Consider the following 26,022-nt stretch of genomic DNA (forward strand, 5'->3'; position numbering starts at 1 on the left):
ACTAACCAGACAGCTCACACAAAGGGGCTAAAAAATGGTAAAGCTCGCGCGAGGACCAGACGGTCTCATCCCAGCGACGAACCGGCACCAGCGGCATCAGCGCATTGCAGATCAGCACTTCATCGGCCTCCCGCAACGCCTCGGGACGCGCTGTCACTTCGACAACGCGAAACGTCGATGGTGCCAGCTGCGCGATACAGCGCTGCCGCATTATGCCGTTGACCCCGGCATAATCGAGTCGCGGAGTAAATACATCCCGTCCCTGACGCCAGAATAAATTCGCGGCACAGCATTCCGTAAGCCACCCGTCACTGTCAAGGACCAGCGCCTCATCGGCGTCCGTCTGTTCAAGATGAGAGCGAATCAGCACCTGCTCCAGACGATTAAGATGCTTCAGGCCAGCCAGCCAGGGGTTGCGCCCCAGGGTCACCGGGCTCCGGGTCAGGGTAATGCCCTCCTCCCGCCAGCGCGTGTAGTGCGCCGGAAGCGGAGAGACGCTCAGAATACGGGTGGGCGACGCACAGCCCGCCGTGCTGTATCCCCTTCCCCCAACGCCGCGGGTAAGGGTCACCTTAAGCACGCCCTGCGCGTGCGGTCGAGCCAGACGCTGCATCTCGTCGCTTAGCGTCAGCCAGTCGTCAAACGGGATGCGTAATTTTTCGCAGGTTGTCTGCAAACGCTGCAGATGGGTGTCCAGTAACGCAACCTGTCCATGCTGTATACGGGCAGTGGTAAAACAACCGTCGCCAAACTGGACGGCGCGATCGTTCGCCGCCAGCGTGTCCTGTTCAACGCCATTTATCAAGAACATAAAGGACTCCTTTTCACTGGTCGGTGAGTGTCTCAGGACACGGAGCAGAGGACAAGCGGAGAAAGCCGAATAAAAAAGGCCCGACAATCGGGCCTTTTGTTAAAGCAGTATCGGGGCATGCCCTGTCACACTTTTTTGAAGATCAGCGAACCGTTAGTGCCGCCAAAGCCGAAGGAGTTGCACAGGGTGTACTCCATACCGGAAACCTGACGCGCTTCGTGCGGAACGAAGTCGAGGTCGCAGCCCTCATCCGGGTTGTCGAGGTTGATCGTCGGCGGAACCGCCTGATCGCGCAGCGCCAGGATAGAGTAAATCGACTCTACCGCCCCTGCCGCGCCCAGCAGATGCCCGGTCATGGATTTGGTGGAGCTCACCAGTACGCGGCTCGCCGCATCGCCGAAGACAGACTTAACCGCCTGCGCTTCCGCTTTATCGCCAGCCGGCGTCGAGGTGCCGTGGGCGTTGACGTAGCCGATCTGGCCCGGTTCGATGCCCGCATCGCGAATGGCATTCACCATCGCCAGCGCGGCGCCCGCGCCATCTTCCGGCGGTGATGTCATATGGTAAGCATCGCTGCTCATGCCGAAGCCGACGATCTCGGCGTAGATTTTCGCGCCGCGTTTTTTTGCGTGCTCGTACTCTTCCAGCACCACCATGCCCGCGCCGTCGCCCAGCACGAAGCCGTCGCGATCTTTATCCCACGGACGGCTTGCCGCCTGCGGGTTGTCATTGCGCGTGGAGAGCGCCCGCGCTGCGCCAAAGCCGCCCACGCCAAGCGGGGTACTGGCTTTTTCCGCACCGCCTGCCACCATCGCATCGGCATCGCCATAGGCGATAATGCGCGCAGCCTGACCGATGTTGTGCACGCCTGAAGTACAGGCGGTCGCGATGGAGATACTTGGTCCACGCAGACCAAACATGATGGTCAGATGGCCGGCCACCATGTTAACAATTGTGGAGGGAACGAAGAATGGGCTGATCTTACGCGGTCCGCCGTTGACCAGCGAACTGTGGTTTTCTTCGATCAAGCCGAGACCGCCAATACCAGAGCCGATTGCGGCACCAATACGGGTAGCATTCTCTTCCGTCACTTCAAGGCCAGAATCCTGCATGGCCTGAACGCCAGCGACAATTCCATATTGAATGAAGGCATCCATCTTGCGCTGCTCTTTGCGCGAGATGATGTCATCACAGTTAAAATCCTTTACTAAGCCAGCAAATTTCGTTGCATAGGCGCTAGTATCGAAATGGTCGATCAGGCTGATGCCACTCTGACCGGCAAGGAGAGCTTTCCAGGTAGACTCTACGGTATTGCCGACAGGAGACAACATGCCCAGTCCGGTCACAACTACACGACGCTTAGACACGTTTGTCCTCCAGGGAGGGAAAATAGATTCTTGTGGGACAAATAAAGATAAAACTCAGGCGGTCGAATGACCGCCTGGAGATGTTCACTTACGCCTGGTGGCCGTTGATGTAATCAATGGCAGCCTGAACGGTGGTGATTTTCTCAGCTTCTTCGTCCGGAATCTCAGTATCAAACTCTTCTTCCAGAGCCATTACCAGCTCAACGGTGTCAAGAGAATCAGCGCCCAGGTCTTCAACGAAGGAAGCATTGTTGGTAACTTCTTCCTGCTTAACGCCCAGCTGCTCGCCGATAATTTTCTTAACGCGTTCTTCGATAGTGCTCATACTCTTAAATTTCCTATCAAAACTCGCTTTCGCGATGGTTTTCGTAGTGTATAAAATGTTGAAAAATTTGCAACTAAATCCCGGCAGGTCTTACCACGATTTTGCGCTATTTTGAGGCCGTTTGCCCTAAGAACGCAAATCTTTTCGCACAAAACCGCACAGAGAACCGTGCGAAGTGCGCGGTTCCTGAACGTTTTGCACAAATCTCGGTCAGACCATGTACATTCCGCCGTTGACGTGCAGGGTTTCACCAGTGATGTAACTTGCTTCGTCAGAGGCTAAAAATGCAACCGCGCTGGCGATTTCATTTGGGGTGCCAAGGCGCCCCGCAGGAACTGCCGCCAGCGTACCCGCACGCTGCTCATCGGTCAGCGCACGCGTCATGTCCGTTTCAATAAAGCCCGGAGCAACAACGTTTACAGTAATACCGCGGGACGCAACTTCACGCGCCAGTGATTTACTGAAGCCGATCAGACCCGCTTTCGCCGCAGCGTAGTTGGCCTGACCCGCATTTCCCATGGTACCAACCACAGAACCGATAGTGATAATACGTCCATGACGCTTTTTCATCATAGCGCGCATTACCGCTTTTGACAGACGGAAAACCGATGACAGGTTGGTTTCGATGATATCGTTCCACTCGTCATCTTTCATGCGCATTAACAGGTTGTCGCGAGTGATCCCGGCATTATTCACCAGGATATCCACTTCGCCAAACTCTGCGCGCACATTTTCCAGAACAGATTCAATAGATGCCGGGTCGGTCACATTCAACATCAGACCTTTACCGTTGGCGCCTAAATAGTCGCTGATCGCCTGCGCGCCGCTTTCGCTGGTCGCAGTACCGATAACTTTCGCACCGCGGGCGACGAGCGTTTCAGCGATGGCGCGGCCAATACCGCGGCTTGCACCGGTAACCAGCGCGATTTTTCCTTCAAAACTCATGGTTTTCCTCTTTTATTGCTCAAGCGCCGCAGACATCGCCGCCGGCTCGTTAAGCGCGGAAGCGGTCAGGGTGTCAACAATACGTTTGGTCAGGCCGGTGAGGACTTTACCCGGGCCCACCTCATACAGATGCGTTACGCCCTGAGCAGCCATAAACTCAACGGTTTTAGTCCACTGAACCGGACTATACAGCTGGCGTACCAGCGCGTCGCGAATGGCGTCCGGCGCGGTTTCGCACTTCACGTCGACGTTATTTACCACCGGGATCGTCGGCGCGTTGAAAGTGATTTTCTGCAGCTCAAGCGCCAGTTTCTCCGCAGCTGGCTTCATCAGCGCACAGTGAGACGGCACGCTCACCGGCAACGGCAGCGCCCGTTTAGCGCCCGCGGCCTTACAGGCGGCGCCTGCGCGTTCAACGGCCTCTTTGTGACCGGCGATAACCACCTGGCCCGGGGAATTGTAGTTCACCGGAGAGACGACCTGCCCTTCGGCCGATTCTTCACAGGCTTTGGCAATAGCCGCGTCGTCCAGACCGATAATCGCTGACATGGCGCCAGTACCTTCCGGTACAGCTTCCTGCATGAATTTGCCGCGCAGTTCAACCAGGCGAACGGCATCAGCGAAAGCGATAACGCCCGCGCAAACCAGCGCGGAGTATTCGCCGAGGCTGTGGCCAGCCAGCAGCGCCGGCGCTTTGCCGCCCTGCTGCTGCCAGACGCGGTACAGCGCCACGGAGGCGGTCAGCAGCGCTGGCTGGGTCTGCCAGGTCTTATTCAGTTCTTCTGCCGGGCCCTGTTGCGTCAGCGCCCACAGATCGTAACCCAACGCTGCGGAAGCTTCACCGAAGGTCTCTTCAATGACCGGCCAGGTCGCCGCCATATCGGCCAGCATGCCTACGGCTTGCGAGCCCTGTCCCGGGAACACAAAAGCAAATTGCGTCATGTTTAAATCCTTATACTAAAAACGAACCAGCGCGGAACCCCAGGTGAAACCGCCACCAAAGGCTTCCAGCAAAATCAGCTGCCCACGTTGAATGCGGCCATCGCGGACGGCCTCATCCAGCGCGCAAGGGACTGACGCCGCGGAGGTGTTGCCATGGCGGTCGAGGGTCACTACGACGTTATCCATCGACATGCCCAGTTTCTTCGCCGTCGCGCTGATGATCCGCAGGTTTGCCTGATGCGGTACCAGCCAGTCCAGCGCAGAACGTTCAAGATTATTCGCGGCCAGCGTCTCATCAACGATGTGCGCTAACTCAGTGACCGCCACTTTGAAGACTTCATTGCCGGCCATCGTCAGATAGATCGGATTTTCCGGATCGACGCGATCGGCGTTCGGCAGGGTCAGCAGTTCGCCATAGCTACCGTCAGCATGCAGATGCGTCGAGATAATGCCAGGCTCTTCGGAGGCGCCCAGCACCACCGCCCCGGCGCCATCGCCGAAAATAATAATCGTCCCGCGATCGGCCGGATCGCAGGTGCGCGCCAGCACATCGGCGCCGACGACCAGCGCATAGTCCACCGCGCCGTTCTTGACATACTGATCGGCGACGCTCAGCGCATAGGTGAAACCGGCGCAGGCGGCCGCGACGTCAAACGCCGGGCAGCCCTTGACGCCCAGCATAGACTGAATCTGGCATGCCGAACTCGGAAACGCGTGCGTGCCGGAGGTGGTCGCAACGATGATCAGACCAATTTGCTCCGCGGACACGCCCGCCATCGCCAGCGCCTGCTTTGCGGCTTCAAAGCCCATCGTAGCAACTGTTTCATGCGCTGCGGCAATACGACGCTCACGGATACCTGTGCGGGTGACAATCCACTCGTCAGAGGTCTCTACCATTTTTTCCAGGTCGGCGTTTGTACGCACTTGCTCGGGCAGATAGCTGCCGGTACCAATAATCTTCGTATACATGTACGCTCAGTCACTCTTGGGTAATATACCCGCCTCGTTCAACCGCCGCGGCGTCAGTGGTGTCCATTCGTCCCGCTTTGCTGTCGGGCGTTCACGTCACTGTCGCTTTCCGGCAGCTCGAAACCAGCTGGGTATAAAGATTCCAGGCGCGCGGCGATCCGTTGGGGAATTTGCCGCTGCACCGCCTGCACTGCCTGCTCTATCGCGACGCTAAAGGCGCGTTGATTGGCAGCACCATGACTCTTGATCACGGAACCGCGCAATCCTAACAGACAGGCGCCATTATACTGGTCGGGGTTGAGGTGACTGAATCGCCTCGCCAGGCTTTTTTGTAACCAACGTTTTAGTAACAGCAGCCACCACGACCGTTTTTTGCCCTCTCCCTGAGATTTCAGCAGTGAAAGGAACATTCTGACAACACCTTCCATGGTTTTTAATGTGACGTTGCCCGTGAATCCATCACAAACCAGCACATCGGTTTTTCCGGTCAACAGTTCATTGGCTTCAAGATAGCCGATGTAGTTGAGGGAAGGCAGCGTTTTGAGCACTGCGGCAGCATCGCGGATGCTGCTGAGGCCTTTCATCTCTTCTTCGCCGATGTTCAGCAAGGCGACGCGAGGATTGGCAATGCCAACCACCTCTTCCGCCAGCACTGACCCCATCACCGCGAACTGCACCAGCATCGTGCTGTCGCAATCGACGTTGGCGCCGAGATCCAGCACCACGGTTTTGCCCTTCTGCTGGTGCGGCAGCACCGTCACCAGCGCCGGCCGCTCAATACCTTCAATCGGTTTGAGCAGCAGTTTCGCCAGGCCCATCAGCGCGCCGGTGTTGCCGGCGCTGACGCAGGCTTCCGCCCGCCCTTCTTTCACAAGCTCCAGCGCCACGCGCATTGAGCTTCCGCGACTGCTGCGGATAGCCTGTGCGGGTCGCGCATCACTGGCAATAACTGTCTGCGCAGGAATAATCTGCAGACGCGAACGTTGTTCGAAGTCAGCTTTGGCGAGTAATGGCGTGATGGCGTCGGGATCGCCGACTAAAAGAAGTGTGAGTTGCGAATTAGAGTTCAGTGCCTGCAGTGCTGCAGGCACTGTCACGGATGGGCCGAAATCGCCCCCCATGACATCTAACGCCAGGGTTAGACGTGTCAAGGTATCGTCGCTGCCCGGTTCGGTGATTCCCCAGTTGCCCGGGGAGTCCTCACTAAGCTTCATCACGCTGGCACCCGCGAATTTTCACGCTGCAGACGCAACAATCCGGGCATTGACGCCTCTGGTTATCGGGTTAACCGAGTGCCCAGGTACGTACAAACCCGCCATGGCCTGCAACGGGAAATCCTGCGAGTATCGCGTGATTACTTAGCGATAACCTTGCGACCGCGGTAGAAACCGTCGGCAGTGATGTGGTGACGCAGGTGTTTCTCACCAGAAGTTTTGTCTACAGACAGGCTGGTGACTGCGGTCAGCGCGTCATGGGAACGACGCATGCCACGTTTGGAACGGGTTGGTTTATTCTGTTGTACGGCCATGGACCTTACTCCTCAATTACTTACGCTTTAAGCTGGCTAATACGGCAAATGGGTTTGGTTTTTGTGCCTCTTCAGGCAGTTCGCCAAAGACCATGTCCGCGTCGGACACTTCACAGTGTTCAGAATCATGCACCGGAACTACGGGCAGGGAGAGGATAATTTCATCCTCGACCATTGCCTGCAGGTCGATTTCACCGAATTCGTTAACCTCAATCGGCTCATACGCTTCCGGTAGTGCTTCGGCCTGTTCGTCATTTCTGACGGGGCTAAAACAATACGTGGTGTGGACGTGATGGGAAAACGGTTTCCCGCAACGCTGGCATTCGAGGGTTACCGTCACCTTCGCATCGCCTGTAATAACGGCGAGACGCTGGTTATCGATAGCGAACGACATGCTGCATTCCACATCGCTGTCCACGCTGACTACAGAATCGGCTACACGTTCAACCTGATCGCGGGCATAGATGCCTTCGTAATCAAGGCGTTTTTGAGCCGTGCGTACCGGATCAAGAGTCAGGGGTAATTTTACCTTTTGCATAGGGCGCGCATATTAACTTTGTAATGTCATAGAGTCAAAGAAAAAGGCAGCCTCAGGTTGCCTTTTGCCATTTATTCGCACACATTGCGGCGCATAGTTTAAGATGATGCTCTGCGAAGCGCTATATGTGGATGAAAAAATATGTCTCAACTTATCCTGGCGTCAACCTCTCCCTGGCGGCGCATGCTGCTGGAAAAACTGGGGTTACCATTTGAATGTGCGGCGCCTGACGTCGACGAAACGCCCCGCCCTGAAGAATCCGCGCGTCAGCTTGTCACCCGGCTGGCGCAGGCCAAAGCGCAGAGCCTGGCTTCGCGCTACCCCAATCACCTTATTATAGGCTCCGATCAGGTTTGCGTATTGGACGGTGAGATCACCGGCAAACCGCACACCGAGGAAAATGCCCGCAGGCAGTTGAGAAAGGCGAGCGGGTCGATCATTACCTTTTATACTGGCCTCGCGCTGTACAACTCCGCCAGCGGTCATCTGCAAACCGAATGCGAGCCCTTTGACGTCCACTTCCGGCATCTCAGCGATAAAGAGATCGAAGGCTATGTGCGTAAAGAGAACCCGCTGCAGTGCGCCGGGAGTTTTAAGAGCGAGGGGTTAGGTATTACGCTGTTCGAACGGCTGGAAGGCCGCGATCCGAATACGCTGGTCGGTTTACCCTTGATCGCGCTCTGTCAGATGCTGCGCCGCGAAAATTACAACCCGCTGTTAGGCTGAGGTAAAAAAAACGGCGGAACTGATTCCGCCGTTGCACTTATTTGCTCTTCCGTAGCACCTGTAGACAGTGCTTCAGCTGGTTATCCAGCGGCGCCTCAACGCGCATCACCTCCCCGCTCCCCGGGTGGGTAAACTTCAGCGCAGCAGCGTGGAGGAACAGGCGGTTTAAACCGGTACCAGAGAGTTGCTTGTCAAATTCGCGGTCGCCATAGCGGTCGTCAAAGGCGATAGGATGGCCGGCATACTGGGTATGAACGCGAATCTGATGCGTGCGTCCGGTGACCGGACTGCAGCGCACCAGAGTGGCGAATTCATAACGCTCTTCCACTTTGAAGCGCGTCTCTGACGGCTTGCCTTCCTGACTCACGCGGACGATTCTCTCGCCGCTCTGCAGAATGTTCTTCAACAGCGGGGCCTGCACCACTTTGGTATGCGACTGCCACTGGCCGCGCACCAGCGCCAGATAGTCTTTCTGCATGCCTTTATCACGCAGCTGCTCGTGCAACGAACGCAGCGCCGAGCGCTTTTTCGCCACCAGCAGCACGCCAGAGGTATCGCGGTCGAGCCGATGTACCAGCTCAAGGAAGCGCGCCTCCGGGCGCAGGGCGCGCAGCCCTTCAATCACGCCGAAGCTCAGGCCGCTGCCGCCATGTACCGCGGTACCGGATGGCTTATTGAGGACCAGAATATGATCGTCTTCATAGAGGATCACCTCAGAGAGCGCCGCCACTTTCTGCAGATGCGGCGATACCGCCTCTTCTTCACGTTCCGCCACACGCACCGGCGGGATACGGACTTCATCGCCCGCTTCCAGCTTATACTCCGGCTTCACGCGTTTTTTATTCACCCGCACCTCGCCTTTACGCAGGATGCGATAAATCATGCTCTTCGGTACGCCTTTCAATTGGGTACGCAAAAAGTTGTCGATACGTTGCCCCGCTTCATCAGCAGCAATGGCAACCATTTTTACGGTTGGGGTCTCAGTTTTCATGGTGCGCGATTCTAAATAGCCGGACGCATTAGCGCCACTCATTTTTATATGCTTATATTTATCATTATCCTGTTTTCACGGTTTGCCTGACCGCCATATTGTTTGTTATTAGAACAATCTGTATGGGCAGGTGATAAAACTGTGAGTAACCGGGTGATAAAAGGTGAAAGTCAACTTGCTATAACAAGGTTAGCAATGGAATAATGAGACCGTTTTCCGTATTGCATCTTGTTAGAACAAGACATTAGCGGAATGACCAGTTTTGTCTGACCGATCGCCCACGCAGCAATGGCGTAAGACGTTGTGATCTTTCAGACAGTTAGCGGGCTGCGGGTTGCAGTCCTTACCGGTACAGGCTCTATGGATTTCAAGTCGCAGGAAGGCGTCAACTCCGGGACTCCCGGGAGCTCATCTGGATCCGCTGATCGAGGTGAGCAGGTTAAGCCATCATGCCTGCAACGCGAAAGACGACGAGTATAAATGGAATATTCTCTGGTGATACATCCCAGGCTGTTCCCCTGAATAATTGCGCTGTGTTTCCGTTTGAAACACAGGCGACCGACACTCTGCGCCTCTTAAGCGCGCGACAACCGTGAGGTTGGCGACGTGAACCAGACACGAGGCCATCGGTTTTCCCCCGGAAAGGCATTACTCTGCCCGCAGCTTAGTCGTCAATGTAAGAATAATGAGTAAGTTACGATGAAAAGAATGTTAATCAACGCAACTCAGCAGGAAGAGTTGCGCGTCGCCCTTGTTGATGGGCAGCGCCTGTACGACCTGGATATCGAAAGCCCCGGGCACGAACAGAAAAAAGCGAACATCTACAAAGGCAAAATCACCCGCATTGAACCCAGCCTTGAAGCCGCGTTTGTTGATTACGGCGCCGAGCGTCATGGTTTCCTCCCCCTCAAAGAAATCGCCCGCGAATACTTCCCCGCCAACTACAATGCGCACGGCCGTCCTAATATCAAAGACGTACTGCGTGAAGGTCAGGAAGTTATCGTGCAGATTGATAAAGAAGAACGCGGCAACAAAGGCGCTGCGCTCACCACCTTTATCAGCCTGGCGGGCAGCTATCTGGTATTGATGCCGAACAACCCGCGCGCGGGGGGAATTTCACGCCGTATCGAGGGCGACGACCGTACCGAACTGAAAGAAGCGCTGGCGAGCCTGGAGCTTCCGGACGGCATGGGCCTTATCGTTCGCACCGCTGGCGTCGGCAAATCTGCCGAAGCCTTGCAGTGGGACCTGAGCTTCCGTCTGAAACACTGGGAAGCGATTCAGAAAGCCGCGGAAAGCCGTCCGGCGCCGTTCCTTATCCACCAGGAAAGCAACGTCATTGTCCGCGCCTTCCGTGACTATCTGCGCCAGGATATCGGCGAAATCCTGATCGATAATCCGAAAGTGCTCGAGCTGGCGCGCCAGCATATCGCCGCGCTGGGTCGTCCGGATTTCAGCAGCAAAATCAAACTGTACACCGGTGAAATCCCGCTGTTCAGCCACTACCAGATCGAATCCCAGATTGAATCCGCCTTCCAGCGTGAAGTGCGTCTGCCGTCCGGTGGCTCTATCGTCATCGACAGCACTGAAGCGCTGACCGCGATCGATATCAACTCCGCCCGCGCCACCCGCGGCGGCGATATCGAAGAGACGGCGTTCAACACCAACCTCGAAGCGGCTGACGAGATTGCCCGCCAGCTGCGTCTGCGCGACCTCGGCGGCCTGATCGTTATCGACTTTATCGATATGACTCCGGTTCGCCACCAGCGCGCTGTGGAGAACCGTCTGCGCGAAGCCGTCCGTCAGGACCGGGCGCGCATTCAGATCAGCCATATCTCGCGCTTCGGCCTGCTGGAGATGTCCCGCCAGCGCCTGAGCCCGTCGCTGGGCGAATCCAGCCACCACGTCTGCCCGCGCTGCTCCGGCACCGGTACCGTCCGTGATAACGAATCGCTGTCGCTCTCTATTCTGCGTCTGATTGAAGAAGAAGCGCTGAAAGAGAACACCAAAGAAGTACACGCCATCGTTCCGGTACCGATCGCCTCCTATCTGCTGAACGAAAAACGTGCCGCGGTGAGCGCTATCGAATCCCGTCAGGGCGATGTGCGCGTTATTATCGTGCCAAACGACGAAATGCAGACGCCGCACTACTCCGTCCTGCGCGTGCGCAAAGGTGAAGAGACCTCAACGCTGAGCTACCTGCTGCCGAAGCTGCATGAAGAAGAGATGGCGCTGCCGGGCGACGATGAGCCGGCAGAACGGAAACGTCCGGAACAGCCGGCCCTGGCCGCTTTTGTCATGCCTGACGCGCCGCCAGCCCCGATGCTTGAAGAGCCTGTCGCCGCGCCTGTCGCCGCAGCGGCACCGGTCGCGGCCACCGCACCGGCGCAGCCTGGCCTGCTTTCACGCTTCTTCAGCGCGCTGAAGAATATCTTCTCTGGCGCCGAAGAGGCCAAACCGGCTGAGGTTAAGGTCGAGAAGAAAGCGGAAGAAAAACCGGAGCGTCAGCAGGAGCGCCGTAAACCGCGCGCCAACAACCGCCGCGATCGCAACGACCGCCGTGAAAACCGCGACAATCGTGACAACCGCGATAACCGTGACAATCGTGACACTCGTGCGGACAATGCCGAGGGCCGTGAACCGCGCGAATCGCGTGAAGAGAACCGTCGCAACCGTCGCGAGAAGCCGTCGCAGAATGTGGAAGCCCGTGATGTTCGCCAGACCTCAGGCGACGACGCGGAGAAAGCGAAATCTCGTGACGAGCAGCAGCCGCGCCGCGAACGCACCCGCCGCCGCAATGACGACAAACGTCAGGCGCAGCAGGAAGCCAAAGCGCAGACTCGCGAAGAGCCGGTAGCGCAGGAGACGGAGCAGGAAGAGCGTGTGCAGACCCTGCCGCGTCGTAAACCGCGCCAGCTGGCGCAGAAAGTACGCGTTGAGTCCGCTGTCGTTGAGCAGGTTGCCGAGATCGTGCCAGAAGCCGTAGTGGCGGAAGTTATCGCTCCGCGCAGCGAGCCGGTGAAAGCCGAGCTGCCAGCAGTAGTGGAGAGCGTGGCGGACCAGGACGAAAATGGCGAATCCCGTGAAGCGAACGGTATGCCGCGTCGCTCACGTCGTTCCCCGCGTCACCTGCGCGTCAGCGGTCAGCGTCGTCGTCGCTATCGTGACGAACGCTATCCGACCCAGTCGCCAATGCCGCTGACCGTAGCCTGCGCATCGCCGGAGATGGCTTCCGGTAAAGTCTGGATCCGCTACCCGGTGGTTCGTCCGCAGGAGCAGCAGCCGGAAGAGGTTCAGGTTCAGAACGACAACGTCGTGGAAACCGTCGCGGCCGTCGCGACCCCGGTTGCCATCGTTGAAACCGTTACCGCTGCCCCGGTCACCGTCGAGCCGGCTACCATGGAGCCGGTTACCGCCGAGCCTGTGGTCGTCGAGCCGGTCGTAGCCGCCGAGCCGGTGGTGGTTGATGCTGCGGAGGGTGTCGCGCCAGCAGCCGTCGAGCCAGCGCCGCAGGAGCTGGTCACCGAAGCGCCGGCTGTCGAAGCGCCTCAGGCTATCGCGCCAGCTACGCTCGACGCCGAGCCGGTTGTGGTAGAACCTGAAGTGGTGGAAACGGCGCCTGTCGTTGAAGCGCCAGTGGAAACCATCGCGCCGGCGGCGGAAACCGCAGTTGAAGCACCGGTTGTCGAAGCCGCGCCTGTCGAGCCGGTCAAAGTCGAACCTCCGGTGAGCAAGCCGGTAGTGGTGGCGGGTCATCGCCATGCCACCGCGCCAATGACCCGTGCGCCAGCGCCGGATTATGTCCCGGAAGCGCCGCGCCACAGCACCTGGGTGCGCCCGCCATTCGCTTTTGAAGGCAAAGGCGCCGCCGGCGGTCATAGCGCCACCCATAAAGCCACCGCTGAACCGACCCGCCCACAGCCCGTCGAGTAAGCGTGCTAAATAAAAAACCGGCCTCCTGGCCGGTTTTTTTATGCGCTTTGCGGAGGCTGCATGCCGGCGAGGTCCGGCATGATCTCCCGCATCAGGTCGAGGAATTTACGCAGCCGCGTCGGATAATAGCGCGACCAGGGATAGACCAGGTGGACCGGCAGCGAGGCGGGACGCCACTGCGGGAACAGCTCTGTCAACCTTCCGGCAGCAAGATCCTCCGCCACGGCCCAGCTGGACACCATCGCCACCCCCAGCCCCGCCAGCGCAGTGTTACGCGCGACGTAAAGGCTGTCGGTGCTCAGACAGGGGGTGATCGCCGTGGAGACGAGCTGCCCGCTGACCTGATGTCGGAACCGCACCTCATGCTGATAAAAGGTGTTAATGGCGATCCACGGCAGGCCGGATAACGCCTCCAGCGAGGTTAACGGTGGGTGCTTCGCCAGCAGTTCAGGGGAGGCCACCACGCAGCGCGGCACTTCCGCCAGCAGCACGGAGACCGTGGCCGGATCCACCTCCGCCCCCACGCGGATGGCGCAGTCGATATTATCGCTGAGAAAGTCGACAGTATTATCATTCAGCATCCACTCCACCGACAGTTGCGGGTGGCGCTGGAGAAAGGCGACCAGCGGCCCCAGCAGCTGCTGCTGGCCAAAAGCGTGCGGCGCCCTCACCCGCAGCACCCCCACCGGCCGATCGTCGGCAATACGCAGGTCGTCTTCCAGCGCCAGCCAGGCATCCACCAGCTGGCGGGCGTGACGGTAGCAACGTTCGCCATCGTCAGTGAGCTTCATCGCATGGGTGGTACGCAGGATCAGCTTGACTCCCAGCAGCCCTTCAAGGGACTGCAGGCGGCGGCTGACGGTCGCCTGGGTGGTCTCCATCTGCCCCGCCGCGGCGGAGAGCGACCCTGCCTCTATAATACGAATATAGGTACGCATCAGCTCAATGCGATCTATACGCTCCTGTCTTTTCATTTTTCTTTTGCCTATACGTGCTACGTATAACCGTTTTACCACCAGCCCGGCTACCGCGCCAGCCGCATTCAGGGAAAAATAGCCCCATCGCATTCACGAGGTATTGATCATGACACCGACTTCCCTTTCCACCCGCGACGCAGGCTGGATTATCTTCATTCTCGCGCTCGGCGCCGGCTTTAGCGTCGCCTCTATCTACTACGCGCAGCCGCTGCTGCCGTTGATGGGCGCCAATCTCCACCTGACGGTAGAAGGTATGGGTCTGGTCCCTACTCTGACGCAGGCGGGTTATGCGCTCGGCATTCTGTTCCTGCTCCCGCTCGGCGACCGCCACGATCGCCGCCGGCTGATTTTGGTGAAAAGCGCGCTGCTGGCGCTCCTGCTGCTCCTGTGCAGCCTCACCGGCCAGCTCAGCTCACTGCTGGTGGTCAGTCTGCTGATCGGTATGGCGGCGACCATGGCGCAGGATATCGTCCCTGCGGCGGCGATCCTCGCCCCGGCGGGCAAGCAGGGCAAAATGGTGGGCACGGTGATGACCGGGCTGCTGCTGGGGATCCTGCTTTCCCGGACGGTCAGCGGCGTGGTGGGCGCAGTGTTCGGCTGGCGGGTGATGTATCAGGCGGCGGCGGTCAGCGTGGCGCTGATTGGCCTGGTGATGTGGCGGGTGCTGCCGCGCTTCGCCATTCACTCGACGCTGAGCTATCCGCAGCTGATGGCCTCAATGGCGCATCTGTGGCAGCGCTACCCGGCGCTACGCCGCGCTGCGCTGGCTCAGGGGGCGCTCTCTGTCGCCTTCAGCGCCTTCTGGTCGACGCTGGCGGTGATGCTCTCCGAACACTATCACATGGGCAGTGCGGTAGCGGGCGGCTTTGGTATCGCCGGGGCTGCCGGGGCGCTGGCCGCGCCGCTGGCCGGCGGACTGGCCGATAAATTTGGTGCCGGTAAAGTGACTCAAATGGGGGCGGCGCTGGTCACCGTCTCCTTCGCCCTGATGTTTATACTGCCGCTGCTGCCACTTGGCCAGCTGGCGCTGATTGCCCTGTCGGCGATTGGCTTCGACCTTGGCCTGCAGTCAAGCCTGGTGGCGCATCAGAACCTGGTGTATGGCCTCGAGCCGCAGGCCCGCGGCCGCCTTAACGCCCTGCTGTTTACCGTGGTCTTCATCGGGATGTCGCTGGGGTCGGTGCTGGGCAGCAAGCTGTACGTGCTGGCTGGCTGGAACGGGGTGGTTACCCTGGCGGTGGTCAGCGGGGCGATCGCCCTGGCAATCCGCCTGCTGGAGAATGCCCGTATCGTCGCTGCCGAACGCCGCGCATCATAAAAAAACCCGCTTCGCCTGAGGTGAAGCGGGTTCATCCATTCCCGCACAACCGCTTAGGCTGTACGTCGGGCAAACTCTTTCACGCGGAAGCCCAACAGCAGCAGTGTGGCGAAATAGGCCACCACCCCGGCGACAACCACCACCAGCAGGCGCATCAGACGGAACGGCATCGTCCCCAGCGACCACTCCGGCATGATATGCATGACGCCCAGCAGCGCCGCAGCCATAACCAGCACCGCAGCAATCAGACGCAGCAGGAAGGCCAGCCAGCCCGGTTGCGGGGTAAAGATCTTCTGTTTACGCAACTGCCAGTAAAGCAGCGCGGCGTTCAGGCAGGCCGCCAGGCCAATGGACAGCGACAGACCCGCATGCTTCAGCGGGCCGATAAACGCCAGGTTCATCACCTGGGTCATAATCAGGGTGACAATGGCAATCTTGACCGGGGTCTTGATGTCCTGGCGGGAATAGAAACCCGGCGCCAGCACTTTCACCACGATAAGCCCCATTAGTCCCACGGAATAGGCCACCAGCGCGCGCTGGGTCATTGCCGCATCAAAAGCGCTAAATTTGCCGTACTGGAACAGGGCCACGGTCAGCGGTTTGGCGAGGATCCCCAGCGCCACCGCGCTCGGCAGCGCCAGCAGGAAGCAGAGACGCAGCCCCCAGTCCATCAGCCGGCAATACTCGTCATGATTACCGCTGGCGAAGCTTTTTGACAGCGATGGCAGCAGGATAGTGCCGAGCGCCACTCCCAGGACACCGGACGGAAACTCCATCAGACGGTCGGCGTAGTACATCCAAGACACCGATCCCGACACGAGAAACGAAGCGAAGATAGTATTGATAATAAGGGAGATCTGGCTTACCGACACGCCAAGGATCGCCGGCCCCATCTGCTTTACCACCCGCATCGCGCCGGCATCTTTCAGATTGATGCGCGGCAGGACCAGCATGCCAATTTTCTTCAGGTGCGGCAGCTGGTAGGCCAGCTGTAGCACGCCGCCGACCGTGACCGCCCAGGCCAGGGCCAGCACCGGCGGATGAAAGTACGGTGCGGCAAACAGCGCAAAGCCAATCATGCTGACGTTGAGGAACGTCGGCGCAAAGGCCGGCACCGAGAAGCGGTTCCAGGTATTAAGGATCGCCCCCACCAGCGAGGCGAGGGAGATCAGCAAAATATAGGGGAAGGTAATGCGCAGCAATTGGGTAGTCAGCGCAAATTTATCGGCGGTATCAGCAAACCCGGGGGCGGTGATGGTGATCACCCACGGCGCCGCCAGCATCCCGATAACGGTGACGATCGCCAGGGCCAGGGTCAGCAATCCGGAGACATACGAGACAAACACCCGGGTGGCATCTTCGCCCTGCTTGCTTTTATATTCGGCAAGGATCGGCACAAACGCCTGAGAGAAGGCGCCTTCGGCAAAAATACGCCGCAGCAGATTAGGCAGTTTAAAGGCGACGAAAAAGGCGTCGGTCGCCATCCCGGCGCCAAAAATGCGCGCCACAATCGCATCGCGGGCAAAGCCCAGCACGCGCGAAAACATGGTCATCGAACTGACGGCCGCCAGTGATTTTAAAAGGTTCATTACGCTGTTATTCCAAACCCTGGAGTAAAACGCCCGCAAATGCGGGCGCTGGAAAGTGGCGATAGTCTACCGGGTTCAACATGAATTACTACTGTCAGTTGTTACAACGGATTATTCGCTGATGGCGTCGCGCCAAAGTTTGTCGACCACCCGCTGAGCCAGCAGCGCCTGTTCGCCTGCGGTTTCAGGAACCGTCTGATTTTGCACGCATTCGATAAAATGGCGCGCGCAGCCGACAAAGCCGCGCTGCTCAAGGGTGGTTTGCCAGCTGGCGACCGGGCGCTGGACCACGCCGTGACCGCACTCCTCCTGCCATTCGCGCATCTCGCTGACGGCATATAGCCCGCCATCCGTAACCGCCTGCACCCACTCGCGCTGGCTGCCTGCGCGGCGGTGCATGCTGGTGGTGACCTGCAGCCGGGGCGAACTGAACTGGTGTTCGGCATACAGCATCTCGCCCTGCGGAGTGATCTGTAGCGCGCCACCGCGCAGACGCGCCTGACCGTCGGCCAGCCATAGCGCGGTATCCACCACGTGCAGATAGTCATCAAGCAGGGTAAAGCGCAGATCGTTGCCCACGCTATCGCTGCGGTGCTTATCCATCCGCAGCGAGGCCGCCTCGCCCAGCCGCCCCTTTAGCTCCCGATAGAGCGGTGCGAAGCGACGATTGAAACCGACCATCAGCGTCAGACGACGCCGCGCCGCCAGCTCGACCAGCGTCTCCGCCTCACTCAGCTTGTCCGCCAGCGGTTTATCTACGCAAACATGAACCCCGGCATTCAGCAAATGATTCACCACTTCATAATGTGAAGCCGTCGACGTATGAACAAAGACCGCATCGCACTGCGCCGCCAGGGCATCCAGCGATTCAGCGTATGGCATCCGCCAGGTTTCGCAAACCCGCAGCGCCTTCTCTTTTCCCGGCGACCAGGCCGCCTGCAGCGTCCAGCTTTCCGCCGCCCCCAGAACCGGCAGCCACGCTTTCTGCGCAATACCGCCCAGGCCAACCACCCCGATGCGCAATCTTGTCCCCACGTTTAGTCCCCCAGATGGTGTAACAGCGAATCGAGGCGCGCTTTCAGCTCCGCCACCTCGCCTTCCAGCGCTTCAACCCTGGCACGCAGATCGTCTTCCTCTTCCAGCGGCGAGAGTGCTTCCACTGTCGTGATCAGTGTGTCCATGTCGTCGCAAAACAGATGCATATAGCGGCTTTCCCGTTTCCCCGGCTCCCGGGGCAGACGGGCGACAAAGGGACCATCTTCGCGGGTCGCCAGCCCTTCCAGCACGCTTTCCACTTCCGCCATATCGCTGAACTCATGCATCCGCTGCGCCCGACTGCGTAATTCACCCGGTGTCTGGGCGCCGCGCAGCAGCAGCGTCGTCACCACCGCCACCTCGCCGGCGCTGAGCTTCAGATCGCCAAATTCGGAGTTGCAAAAGCGCTGCTCATACTTAGTGACCCGATTGCCGAAGCCACTGACCGTACGCAGATAATGGCGTTTCACCAGGGTATCCAGCAGAGCCTGGACTTCGCCTTCGCTCAGCGACATCACCGGCTCGCGGTTGGTTTTCTGATTGCAGGCGGTCACTACGGCGTTCACCGACAGCGGATACTGCTCAGGCGTGGTGACCTGCTTTTCCAGCAGACAGCCAATGACGCGCGCTTCGTGCGCGGTTAACTGATATTTCATCCTCTCTCCTTAACGTCCCGCTGACCAGTCCGGCGTCGTTAGCGCCGTCAATACATGGTCACGCCACTGCCCGTCAATCAGCAGGTAATCTTTGGCGTAACCCTCTTTTTCAAACCCCAACCGCGCCAGCAGCGCGCCGCTGCGCTGATTATGCGGCATATAGTTGGCCATAATGCGATGAATATGCTGCGTACGCTGCATATAGCGAATCGCCGACGTCAGCGCTTCAAACATCAGTCCCTGCCCCTGCCACTTCTCGCCAATAGAGTAGCCGAGATAACAGGCATGGAATGACCCGCGCACCACGTTGGAAAAATTCGCCACGCCGACGATCTCCTTTTCCTCCGGATCGAGTAGCGCGAAATAAAAAGCAGACCCCTGCTTATGAAACTCGGCGATCATCGACAGACGCGCCTGCCATCCGGAAGGATAGCAGTGGCTGTCGTCACGAACCGGCTCCCAGGGTTTTAAGAACGCCTTATTCTCGGCGTAATAATCGGCCAGACGCCAGGCGTCACGATCGTGAACCAGGCGCACCACCAGCCGGTCCGTCGTCAAACGCACCTTCGGCACGTTACTGCGATAGCCAAACATTTCCTTTTCAGTCCCCCTGACTTCATTCTTGCTGCCTTCACTATACCTGTCCTGCGCGACGGTGTGAAAACAGCAACATACCATTTTCTGCGCCATCTCCTCTTTTCGATGAATAGCCTCAATCGAACTTGCATTTTGATAAAAAAATATTGTCGCAAGGGCGCTGGGAAAAGCAGCAGATTGCCCGCAGAATATCCACGCTTATCTCTATTTTTCCCTGGAGGGGAAATGTCCCGCGTCTCGCAGGCAAGGAGCCTGGGTAAATATTTCCTGTTAGTCGATAACATGCTGGTCGTGCTGGGCTTTTTTGTCGTCTTCCCGCTGATTTCCATCCGCTTTGTCGATCAGATGGGCTGGGCGGCGCTGATGGTCGGCATCGCGCTCGGCCTGCGCCAGCTCGTGCAGCAGGGATTAGGTATCTTTGGCGGCGCCATCGCCGACCGCTTTGGCGCCAAACCGATGATCGTCACCGGTATGCTGATGCGCGCCGGCGGCTTCGCGGCGATGGCCGTCGCCCATGAGCCGTGGGTGCTGTGGTTCTCATGCATACTTTCCGGGCTCGGCGGCACGCTGTTCGACCCGCCGCGGGCGGCGCTGGTGGTTAAGCTGGTGCGCCCGCATCAGCGCGGCCGCTTTTTCTCCATCCTGATGATGCAGGATAGCGCCGGCGCGGTGATTGGCGCGCTGCTGGGCAGCTGGCTGCTGCAGTATGATTTCCGCCTGGTGTGCAGCGCCGGCGCCGCGCTGTTTATCGCCTGCGCGGCGTTTAACGCCTGGTATCTGCCGGCATGGAAGCTCTCGACGGTAAAAACGCCGATCCGCGAGGGGCTGGGCCGGGTGCTGCGGGACAAGCGCTTCGTCACCTATGTCCTGACGCTGACGGGCTATTACATGCTGGCGGTGCAGGTGATGCTGATGCTGCCGATCATGGTGAATGACATCGCCGGCTCGCCGGCCGCCGTAAAGTGGATGTACGCCATCGAAGCCACCATTTCGCTGACCCTGCTCTATCCCATTGCCCGCTGGAGCGAAAAACGTTTTCGCCTTGAGCACCGGCTGATGGCCGGTCTGCTGGTGATGACCCTGGCCATGCTCCCCATCGGCATGACCAGCAGTTTGCAGCAGCTGTTTACCCTGATCTGCCTGTTTTACATCGGTTCCATCATTGCTGAACCTGCCCGGGAGACGCTGGGCGCCTCGCTGGCGGACGCCCGGGCGCGCGGCAGCTATATGGGCTTCAGCCGCCTGGGGCTCGCCTTTGGCGGCGCGCTGGGATATGCAGGCGGCGGCTGGCTGTTTGATGCTGGTAAAGCCGCCGGTCAGCCCGAGCTGCCGTGGCTGATGCTCGGGGTCATCGGGGTTATCACCTTCCTGGCGCTGTGGTGGCAGTTTAGTCCGAAACGCTCTGCCTCCGGCATGCTGGAGCCGCGGACCTGATGCGCGCGGCGGCGGTTTCTCCTGCTTTCAGCCTATTCTGCTGGTATCGAGGATGCTGACAGGTCATGATGCTTTGTGTCAGGATGAATGAAGGTATGAGCCAGAGGAACCCCATGAAAAAGATTTTGATCGCCGCCGCGCTGATTGTCAGCGGCCTGCTGAGCGGCTGTAATCAGCTGACCCAATACACGGTAAGCGAGCAGGAGATTAACCAGGCCCTGCAGAAGCGAAACCATTTTGCCAAAGATATTGGTCTGAAAGGCGTTGCCGACGCCCATATCGAACTGCAGAATCTCACCAGCGCCATCGGGCGCGAGGAGCCGGGCAAAGTCACGCTGACCGGGATCGCTAACGTTGACCTGAACTCCCTGTTCGGCACGCAGAAAGCGACGATCGATCTGAAGCTCAAAGCGCTGCCAACCTTTGACAGAGAGAAAGGCGCCATCTTCCTGCAGGAAATGGAGGTGGTGGATGCCAAAGTGGCGCCCGAGAAGCTGCAGTCGGTCATTCAGGCCCTGCTCCCCTACCTGAATCAGTCGCTGCGCAGTTACTTCAGCCAGCAGCCGGCCTATGTCCTGCGTGAGGACGCCAGCACCGGTGAAGCGCTGGCGAAGAAATACGCCAAAGGCATCGAGGTGAAGCCGGGCGAGATTGTCATCCCCTTTACCAATTAATCTCCAGGGCGCCGCGGCGCCCTCAATTTTTTACGGAAATGAGTGCAAAGGAAAACGTTTACGCTTATCCTTAGTGCCCGGCAAAAAACAGCCCTGATGACTGAACCTATTAGCCGGAGCCTTCCATGACAGCACAATCCCAGGTATTGAAAATCCGCCGCCCAGACGACTGGCATATCCATCTACGTGATGACGATATGCTGAAAACCGTCGTGCCTTATACCAGTGAGTTTTATGGCCGGGCGATCGTGATGCCGAATCTGGTGCCGCCTGTCACCACCGTCGCGGCGGCTATCGCCTATCGCCAGCGCATTATGGACGCCGTCCCGGCCGGGCATGATTTTACCCCGCTGATGACCTGCTATCTGACAGACTCCCTCGACCCGGCGGAGCTGGAGCGCGGCTTTAACGAAGGCGTATTCACCGCCGCCAAGCTCTACCCGGCCAACGCCACCACCAACTCCAGCCACGGCGTCACCAGCACCGACGCCATTATGCCGGTGCTGGAGCGGATGGAAAAACTGGGGATGCCGCTGCTGGTACATGGGGAAGTCACCCACGCCGAGATTGATATATTCGATCGCGAAGCGCGCTTTATTGAAACCGTGATGGAGCCGCTGCGCCAGCGCCTGCCCGGACTGAAGGTGGTCTTTGAGCATATCACCACTAAAGATGCCGCCGAGTATGTGCGTGACGGCAATGAACTGCTGGCGGCCACTATCACCCCGCAGCATCTGATGTTCAACCGTAACCATATGCTGGTCGGCGGTATTCGTCCTCACTTGTACTGCCTGCCGGTACTTAAACGCAATATTCATCAGCAGGCTCTGCGGGAGCTGGTCGCCAGCGGCTTCAGCCGCGCCTTCCTCGGCACCGACTCCGCACCGCATGCCCGCCACCGTAAGGAGGCCAGCTGCGGCTGCGCCGGCTGCTTCAACGCCCCGACCGCCCTCGGCAGCTACGCCACGGTGTTTGAAGAAATGAACGCTCTGCAGCACTTTGAGGCTTTCTGCTCGCTGAACGGCCCGCGCTTCTACGGTCTGCCGGTCAATGAGAGCTACGTTGAACTGGTGCGTGAAGAGACGACCGTTGTGGACAGCATTTCCCTGCCTAATGACACCCTGGTGCCCTTCCTGGCAGGTGAAACCGTTCGCTGGACCGTGAAGAAATAAAAACGTTGCCCCCTGTTGTCAACGCCAACCGGATACTGTATAAATAACCAGTATCGAACGCAGGGGGCAATTATGCGCATTGAAGTGTCTATCGCCAAAACTACCACCTTACCCAACGGCGCGCTGGAAGCGCTGAATAACGAACTCTCTCGCCGTATCGCCGAGCAATTCCCGGCCATCGACAGCCAGGTGAGCGTCCGCTACGCCACCGGCAATCAGCTCTCGGTGTTTGGCGCCCTGAAAGAAGACAAAGACCGGATAAGCGAAATCCTGCAGGAAACATGGGAAAGCGCGGACGACTGGTTTGTCCACGATCTCTCCTGAAGCATGGCGGGATCCAGTTACTCTGGTTTGCTCCCTCATTGTGCTTTTTTTTGCCGGGTCGCCCCGGCTTTTTTTAGCCCCTCTTCTGTTCAGAATAGTCCTGATTATTCTGCTCAATATCGACTAAAGTGGCCATTTTACGCGCTTATCTTGAATAAAAAAGCGGCAAAAGAAGAAAATCATGCTGCCTTTCATTTAATTTCTCGAGTTTATTCTTGATCCCTGATATAATTAACTTGCTTCAAAAAATATGCATTAAACCTCGAGAATTGTTGTCTTTTAACATATGAATAAGGGGTTATGATGGAAAAAAATAATGAAGTCATTCAGACCCATCCCCTCGTTGGATGGGACATCAGCACCGTTGATAGCTACGATGCGCTGATGTTGCGCCTGCACTACCAGAACCCCACTCAAGAAAACAGTAATGATGCTGAGATCGGCCAGACGCTATGGCTAACGACGGACGTCGCACGTCAGTTTATTTCAATCCTGGAAGCAGGCATTGCGAAGATTGAATCTGGCGAATACCAGGAAAACGAGTACCGCCGACATTAACGCGGCTTGCGAATGACTTAACATTAAACTTAACAGGCACCTGCGGGTGCCTGAATTATTTTCGGGCTTGTATAAGCACAGGGAGTTAATTACCCTGCTAACAAGGCAATTACCCGGAACTCACCATGCAATACGATCTTATCATTATTGGCAGCGGCTCCGTCGGCGCCGCCGCTGGCTATTATGCGCGCCGTGCCGGACTCAATGTTCTGATGACCGACGCCCATCAACCTCCCCACCAGGAAGGCAGCCATCACGGCAGCAGCCGTCTTATCCGTCACGCCTATGGCGAAGGTGAGAAATATGTTCCGCTGGTGCTGCGTGCCCAGCAGCTATGGGATGAACTGGCAGAGATCAGTGGCGAAGCCGTGTTTGAACGCACCGGCGTCATTAACCTCGGCCCCGCCAGCTCCGCTTTTCTCGCCAACGTCGCCGCCAGCGCCCGTGCGTTCAAGCTTGAGGTGGAAGAGCTGGATGCCCAGGCCGTAATGCAGCGCTGGCCAGAGATACGCCTCCCCGAGGACTATCGGGCGATTTTCGAACCCGCTTCCGGCGTACTGCGCAGCGAGCTGGCCGTCGAAACCTGGATCCGTCTGGCGCGGGAAGCAGGCTGCGCGCAGCTATTCAACTGTCCGGTCTCGGCTATTCATCACCATGCTGACGGGATCACCATCGATACCCTCGACGGTGAATATCATGGTAAAAAGCTGCTGGTCAGCGCCGGGACCTGGGTCACCCGCCTGCTCCCGGACCTCCCCATCCAGCCGGTACGTAAGGTGTTTGCCTGGTACCAGGCCGATGGCCGTTACAGCAGCAAGAATCACTTTCCGGCCTTCACCGGCGAGTTGCCCAACGGCGATCAATACTACGGTTTCCCGGCAGAAGATAACGAGCTGAAGATTGGCAAGCATAACGGCGGTCAACCGATCTCCATGCCGCAGGAGCGAGTGGCATTTGGCGCTGTCGCCAGCGATGGCTCCGAATCGTTTCCTTTTTTGCGCAACGTCCTGCCAGGGATCGGCGGCTGCTTGCACGGCGCCTCCTGTACTTATGACAATACCGTCGATGAAGATTTTATTATCGATACGTTACCCGGCAGACCAGACACGTTGCTAATCACCGGTCTGAGCGGGCATGGCTTTAAGTTTGCCCCGGTGTTGGGGGAAATTGCCAGTCAGTTTGCTCAGGGCGAAGCATCGAGCTTCAACCTGGCGCCCTTCTCGCTGGCGCGCTTTAACGCGTAATGGAATGCGGCACTTTTGCAGTCGGGCAAAAAAAACGGCCTCTGTCGAGGCCGTTAGTCATTGAGAGCGATTATGCGTCGCCTGTTTAATTTGCTGGTCAATAACGTCCGCGAGCACTTTATGATCTACCTGGCGCTTTGGCTGCTGCTGGCGATCATCGATCTCGTCTGGTTATGGTTTTTCTGATGGCTCAGGATCGAGGATCCCGAGTTTGGTGTTCAGCCGACCACGCGATTTATTAAAGATTTTATTGCCGTTTTCACGCCCGGCGCGCAGCTTACGCTGCTCCTCTTCCGGTAGCTTATGCTCTTCCATGCAGGCTTCGCTACAGCAGCCGGCAAACTTCTCGGCGCAGCTCGGGCACTGGATAAACAGCAGATGGCAACCATCGTTCAGGCAGTTGGTATGAGTGTCGCACGGCACGCCGCACTGATGACAGTGCGCGATAACGTCATTGGAGATCCGCTCGCCCATCCGTTCATCAAAGACAAAGTTTTTGCCAATGAAACGCACAGGCAGCCCCTGCTCACGGGCGCGGCGGGCGTACTCGATGATGCCACCCTCGATGTGCCAGACCTTATTGAAGCCGTTATGCTTCATCCAGGCGCTGGCTTTTTCACAGCGAATACCGCCGGTGCAATACATGACAATTTTCTTGTCTTTATGGTCCTGCATCATTTCCACGGCTTTCGGCAACTGGTCGCGGAAGGTATCCGCCGGGATCTCCAGCGCGTTTTCGAAATGGCCCACCTCATATTCATAGTGGTTGCGCATATCGATAAACACGGCATCTGGATCGTCAAGCATCGCGTTGACCTCAGCCGCCTTGAGATAGTCTCCGACGTTGGAGGCGTCGAAGGAGGGATCGTCGATGCCGTCGGCAACGATGCGGTCACGCACTTTCAGGCGTAGTACCCAGAACGACTTACCGTCGTCCTCGAGAGCGATATTGAAACGCAGCCCCGCCAGCGCCGGATCGAAGCCATAGAGAAACTCACGCAGGGCTTCAACGTTGCTTTGCGGCACGCTGATTTGCGCGTTGATCCCTTCCCGGGCCAGATAGATGCGGCCAAAGACTTTCAGCTGGGTTAAGGCAACCCACAGCGCATCGCGGGTCGCCTGCGGATCGACAATGGTGAAATATTTATAGAACGAGATCGTCGTGCGCGGCTCGGTTTCAGCCAGCATTTGCGCCTTTAACGTCTCATTTGAAATGCGGTTGTGTAACACTGGCATGGTGTACCTGCTCGACATAGAAATGAGGAAATAAACGGCGGGCATGATATAGCAAAGCTTATTAATTTACATCCCTACATTTTACGCTACATTTTTCTCACCCGGTCGCCCCCCCACTTAACAAAACAATGTG

The 26,022-nt window shown here is 58.1% G+C and carries 26 protein-coding genes; 10 read left to right on the top strand and 16 right to left on the bottom strand.

From position 1 onward, the window contains the following. Position 1 precedes the first annotated feature (1 nt). The 9 genes from pabC to yceD all read right to left on the bottom strand — a co-directional run bounded on the left by pabC (position 2) and on the right by yceD (position 7,425). Positions 2–811 carry an aminodeoxychorismate lyase gene (pabC, locus tag MKS11_RS09760; RefSeq protein WP_032455825.1) on the bottom strand — a complete coding sequence of 270 codons (810 nt, stop codon included), beginning with the start codon at positions 809–811 and terminating at the stop codon, positions 2–4. A gap of 125 nt (positions 812–936) precedes the next feature. Beyond that, positions 937–2,178 carry a beta-ketoacyl-ACP synthase II gene (gene fabF / locus MKS11_RS09765; protein ID WP_002900666.1) on the bottom strand — a complete coding sequence of 414 codons (1,242 nt, stop codon included), beginning with the start codon at positions 2,176–2,178 and terminating at the stop codon, positions 937–939. Between the two features lie 88 nt (positions 2,179–2,266). After that, positions 2,267–2,503, bottom strand: a complete 237-nt coding sequence (gene acpP / locus MKS11_RS09770) for an acyl carrier protein (RefSeq protein WP_000103754.1) — start codon at positions 2,501–2,503, stop codon at positions 2,267–2,269. 210 nt (positions 2,504–2,713) lie between these two features. Beyond that, a complete protein-coding gene (fabG, locus tag MKS11_RS09775; RefSeq protein ID WP_002899294.1) occupies positions 2,714–3,448 on the bottom strand; it encodes a 3-oxoacyl-ACP reductase FabG in 735 nt (244 codons plus the stop codon). A gap of 12 nt (positions 3,449–3,460) precedes the next feature. Further along, positions 3,461–4,390, bottom strand: coding sequence for an ACP S-malonyltransferase (gene fabD / locus MKS11_RS09780; RefSeq protein WP_004204563.1), 930 nt, complete (start codon positions 4,388–4,390; stop codon positions 3,461–3,463). A 15-nt stretch (positions 4,391–4,405) separates the two neighbouring features. After that, the gene (locus MKS11_RS09785) at positions 4,406–5,359 is read right to left on the bottom strand and encodes a beta-ketoacyl-ACP synthase III (RefSeq protein ID WP_002899288.1); all 954 of its coding nucleotides are present in this window, start codon (positions 5,357–5,359) and stop codon (positions 4,406–4,408) included. 53 nt (positions 5,360–5,412) lie between these two features. Continuing rightward, positions 5,413–6,510 (bottom strand): phosphate acyltransferase PlsX, encoded by a 1,098-nt coding sequence (plsX, locus tag MKS11_RS09790; RefSeq protein WP_284109539.1) that lies wholly within the window; start codon positions 6,508–6,510, stop codon positions 5,413–5,415. 203 nt (positions 6,511–6,713) lie between these two features. Further along, positions 6,714–6,887: a 50S ribosomal protein L32 gene (rpmF, locus tag MKS11_RS09795; RefSeq protein ID WP_000290724.1), complete on the bottom strand. Its 174-nt coding sequence runs from the start codon at positions 6,885–6,887 to the stop codon at positions 6,714–6,716. Positions 6,888–6,903: 16 nt separating this feature from the next. Then, the gene (yceD, locus tag MKS11_RS09800) at positions 6,904–7,425 is read right to left on the bottom strand and encodes a 23S rRNA accumulation protein YceD (protein WP_017900733.1); all 522 of its coding nucleotides are present in this window, start codon (positions 7,423–7,425) and stop codon (positions 6,904–6,906) included. A 141-nt stretch (positions 7,426–7,566) separates the two neighbouring features. On the opposite strand from yceD, the gene MKS11_RS09805 reads away from it, so the two are divergent. Next, positions 7,567–8,151, top strand: coding sequence for a nucleoside triphosphate pyrophosphatase (locus MKS11_RS09805; RefSeq protein ID WP_004204559.1), 585 nt, complete (start codon positions 7,567–7,569; stop codon positions 8,149–8,151). Positions 8,152–8,188: 37 nt separating this feature from the next. On the opposite strand, the gene rluC is transcribed toward MKS11_RS09805, so the two are convergent. Continuing rightward, on the bottom strand, positions 8,189–9,142 hold the full coding sequence (rluC, locus tag MKS11_RS09810; RefSeq protein ID WP_012542245.1) for a 23S rRNA pseudouridine(955/2504/2580) synthase RluC: 954 nt from the start codon (positions 9,140–9,142) through the stop codon (positions 8,189–8,191). A 699-nt stretch (positions 9,143–9,841) separates the two neighbouring features. Between rluC and rne the strand changes: the two genes are divergently transcribed. Further along, positions 9,842–13,075: a ribonuclease E gene (gene rne, locus MKS11_RS09815; RefSeq protein ID WP_064189299.1), complete on the top strand. Its 3,234-nt coding sequence runs from the start codon at positions 9,842–9,844 to the stop codon at positions 13,073–13,075. A 38-nt stretch (positions 13,076–13,113) separates the two neighbouring features. Here rne and MKS11_RS09820 read toward each other — a convergent pair whose 3' ends face one another. Beyond that, on the bottom strand, positions 13,114–14,142 hold the full coding sequence (locus MKS11_RS09820; protein ID WP_165474087.1) for a LysR family transcriptional regulator: 1,029 nt from the start codon (positions 14,140–14,142) through the stop codon (positions 13,114–13,116). 16 nt (positions 14,143–14,158) lie between these two features. Between MKS11_RS09820 and MKS11_RS09825 the strand changes: the two genes are divergently transcribed. Then, positions 14,159–15,370 (top strand): MFS transporter, encoded by a 1,212-nt coding sequence (locus MKS11_RS09825; RefSeq protein ID WP_284109515.1) that lies wholly within the window; start codon positions 14,159–14,161, stop codon positions 15,368–15,370. 53 nt (positions 15,371–15,423) lie between these two features. Here the strand turns inward: MKS11_RS09825 and murJ are convergent, their stop codons facing one another. The 4 genes from murJ to rimJ all read right to left on the bottom strand — a co-directional run bounded on the left by murJ (position 15,424) and on the right by rimJ (position 19,244). Continuing rightward, the gene (gene murJ, locus MKS11_RS09830) at positions 15,424–16,959 is read right to left on the bottom strand and encodes a murein biosynthesis integral membrane protein MurJ (protein ID WP_004204551.1); all 1,536 of its coding nucleotides are present in this window, start codon (positions 16,957–16,959) and stop codon (positions 15,424–15,426) included. A gap of 111 nt (positions 16,960–17,070) precedes the next feature. Next, positions 17,071–17,982, bottom strand: a complete 912-nt coding sequence (locus tag MKS11_RS09835; protein WP_072140422.1) for a Gfo/Idh/MocA family protein — start codon at positions 17,980–17,982, stop codon at positions 17,071–17,073. Positions 17,983–17,996: 14 nt separating this feature from the next. Beyond that, positions 17,997–18,650 carry a YceH family protein gene (locus MKS11_RS09840; RefSeq protein WP_004204549.1) on the bottom strand — a complete coding sequence of 218 codons (654 nt, stop codon included), beginning with the start codon at positions 18,648–18,650 and terminating at the stop codon, positions 17,997–17,999. A gap of 9 nt (positions 18,651–18,659) precedes the next feature. Further along, positions 18,660–19,244: a ribosomal protein S5-alanine N-acetyltransferase gene (gene rimJ / locus MKS11_RS09845; protein WP_017900738.1), complete on the bottom strand. Its 585-nt coding sequence runs from the start codon at positions 19,242–19,244 to the stop codon at positions 18,660–18,662. Positions 19,245–19,472: 228 nt separating this feature from the next. Between rimJ and mdtH the strand changes: the two genes are divergently transcribed. The 7 genes from mdtH to MKS11_RS09880 all read left to right on the top strand — a co-directional run bounded on the left by mdtH (position 19,473) and on the right by MKS11_RS09880 (position 24,839). After that, complete coding sequence (gene mdtH / locus MKS11_RS09850; RefSeq protein ID WP_053810568.1) at positions 19,473–20,681, top strand: multidrug efflux MFS transporter MdtH; 1,209 nt, start codon at positions 19,473–19,475, stop codon at positions 20,679–20,681. A 113-nt stretch (positions 20,682–20,794) separates the two neighbouring features. Further along, a complete protein-coding gene (locus MKS11_RS09855; protein WP_004204546.1) occupies positions 20,795–21,355 on the top strand; it encodes a lipoprotein in 561 nt (186 codons plus the stop codon). Between the two features lie 125 nt (positions 21,356–21,480). Next, a complete protein-coding gene (gene pyrC, locus MKS11_RS09860) occupies positions 21,481–22,527 on the top strand; it encodes a dihydroorotase (protein WP_004893020.1) in 1,047 nt (348 codons plus the stop codon). A gap of 72 nt (positions 22,528–22,599) precedes the next feature. After that, positions 22,600–22,851: a DNA damage-inducible protein I gene (gene dinI, locus MKS11_RS09865; protein ID WP_012968578.1), complete on the top strand. Its 252-nt coding sequence runs from the start codon at positions 22,600–22,602 to the stop codon at positions 22,849–22,851. Between the two features lie 303 nt (positions 22,852–23,154). Further along, positions 23,155–23,409 (top strand): biofilm formation regulator BssS, encoded by a 255-nt coding sequence (gene bssS / locus MKS11_RS09870; protein ID WP_002898992.1) that lies wholly within the window; start codon positions 23,155–23,157, stop codon positions 23,407–23,409. A gap of 125 nt (positions 23,410–23,534) precedes the next feature. Continuing rightward, entirely contained in the window at positions 23,535–24,653 is a 1,119-nt protein-coding gene (gene solA, locus MKS11_RS09875; protein ID WP_004204542.1) for an N-methyl-L-tryptophan oxidase, read from the top strand. 72 nt (positions 24,654–24,725) lie between these two features. Next, a complete protein-coding gene (locus tag MKS11_RS09880) occupies positions 24,726–24,839 on the top strand; it encodes a DUF2770 family protein (RefSeq protein WP_004204539.1) in 114 nt (37 codons plus the stop codon). On the opposite strand, the gene MKS11_RS09885 is transcribed toward MKS11_RS09880, so the two are convergent. Next, positions 24,825–25,889 (bottom strand): rhodanese-related sulfurtransferase, encoded by a 1,065-nt coding sequence (locus MKS11_RS09885; protein ID WP_004204538.1) that lies wholly within the window; start codon positions 25,887–25,889, stop codon positions 24,825–24,827. The genes MKS11_RS09880 and MKS11_RS09885 overlap by 15 nt on opposite strands. Between the last annotated feature and the right edge of the window lie 133 nt (positions 25,890–26,022).

Source organism: Klebsiella sp. K5-45, from assembly GCF_030128605.1.
In the GTDB taxonomy this organism is placed as follows: domain Bacteria; phylum Pseudomonadota; class Gammaproteobacteria; order Enterobacterales; family Enterobacteriaceae; genus Klebsiella; species Klebsiella quasipneumoniae.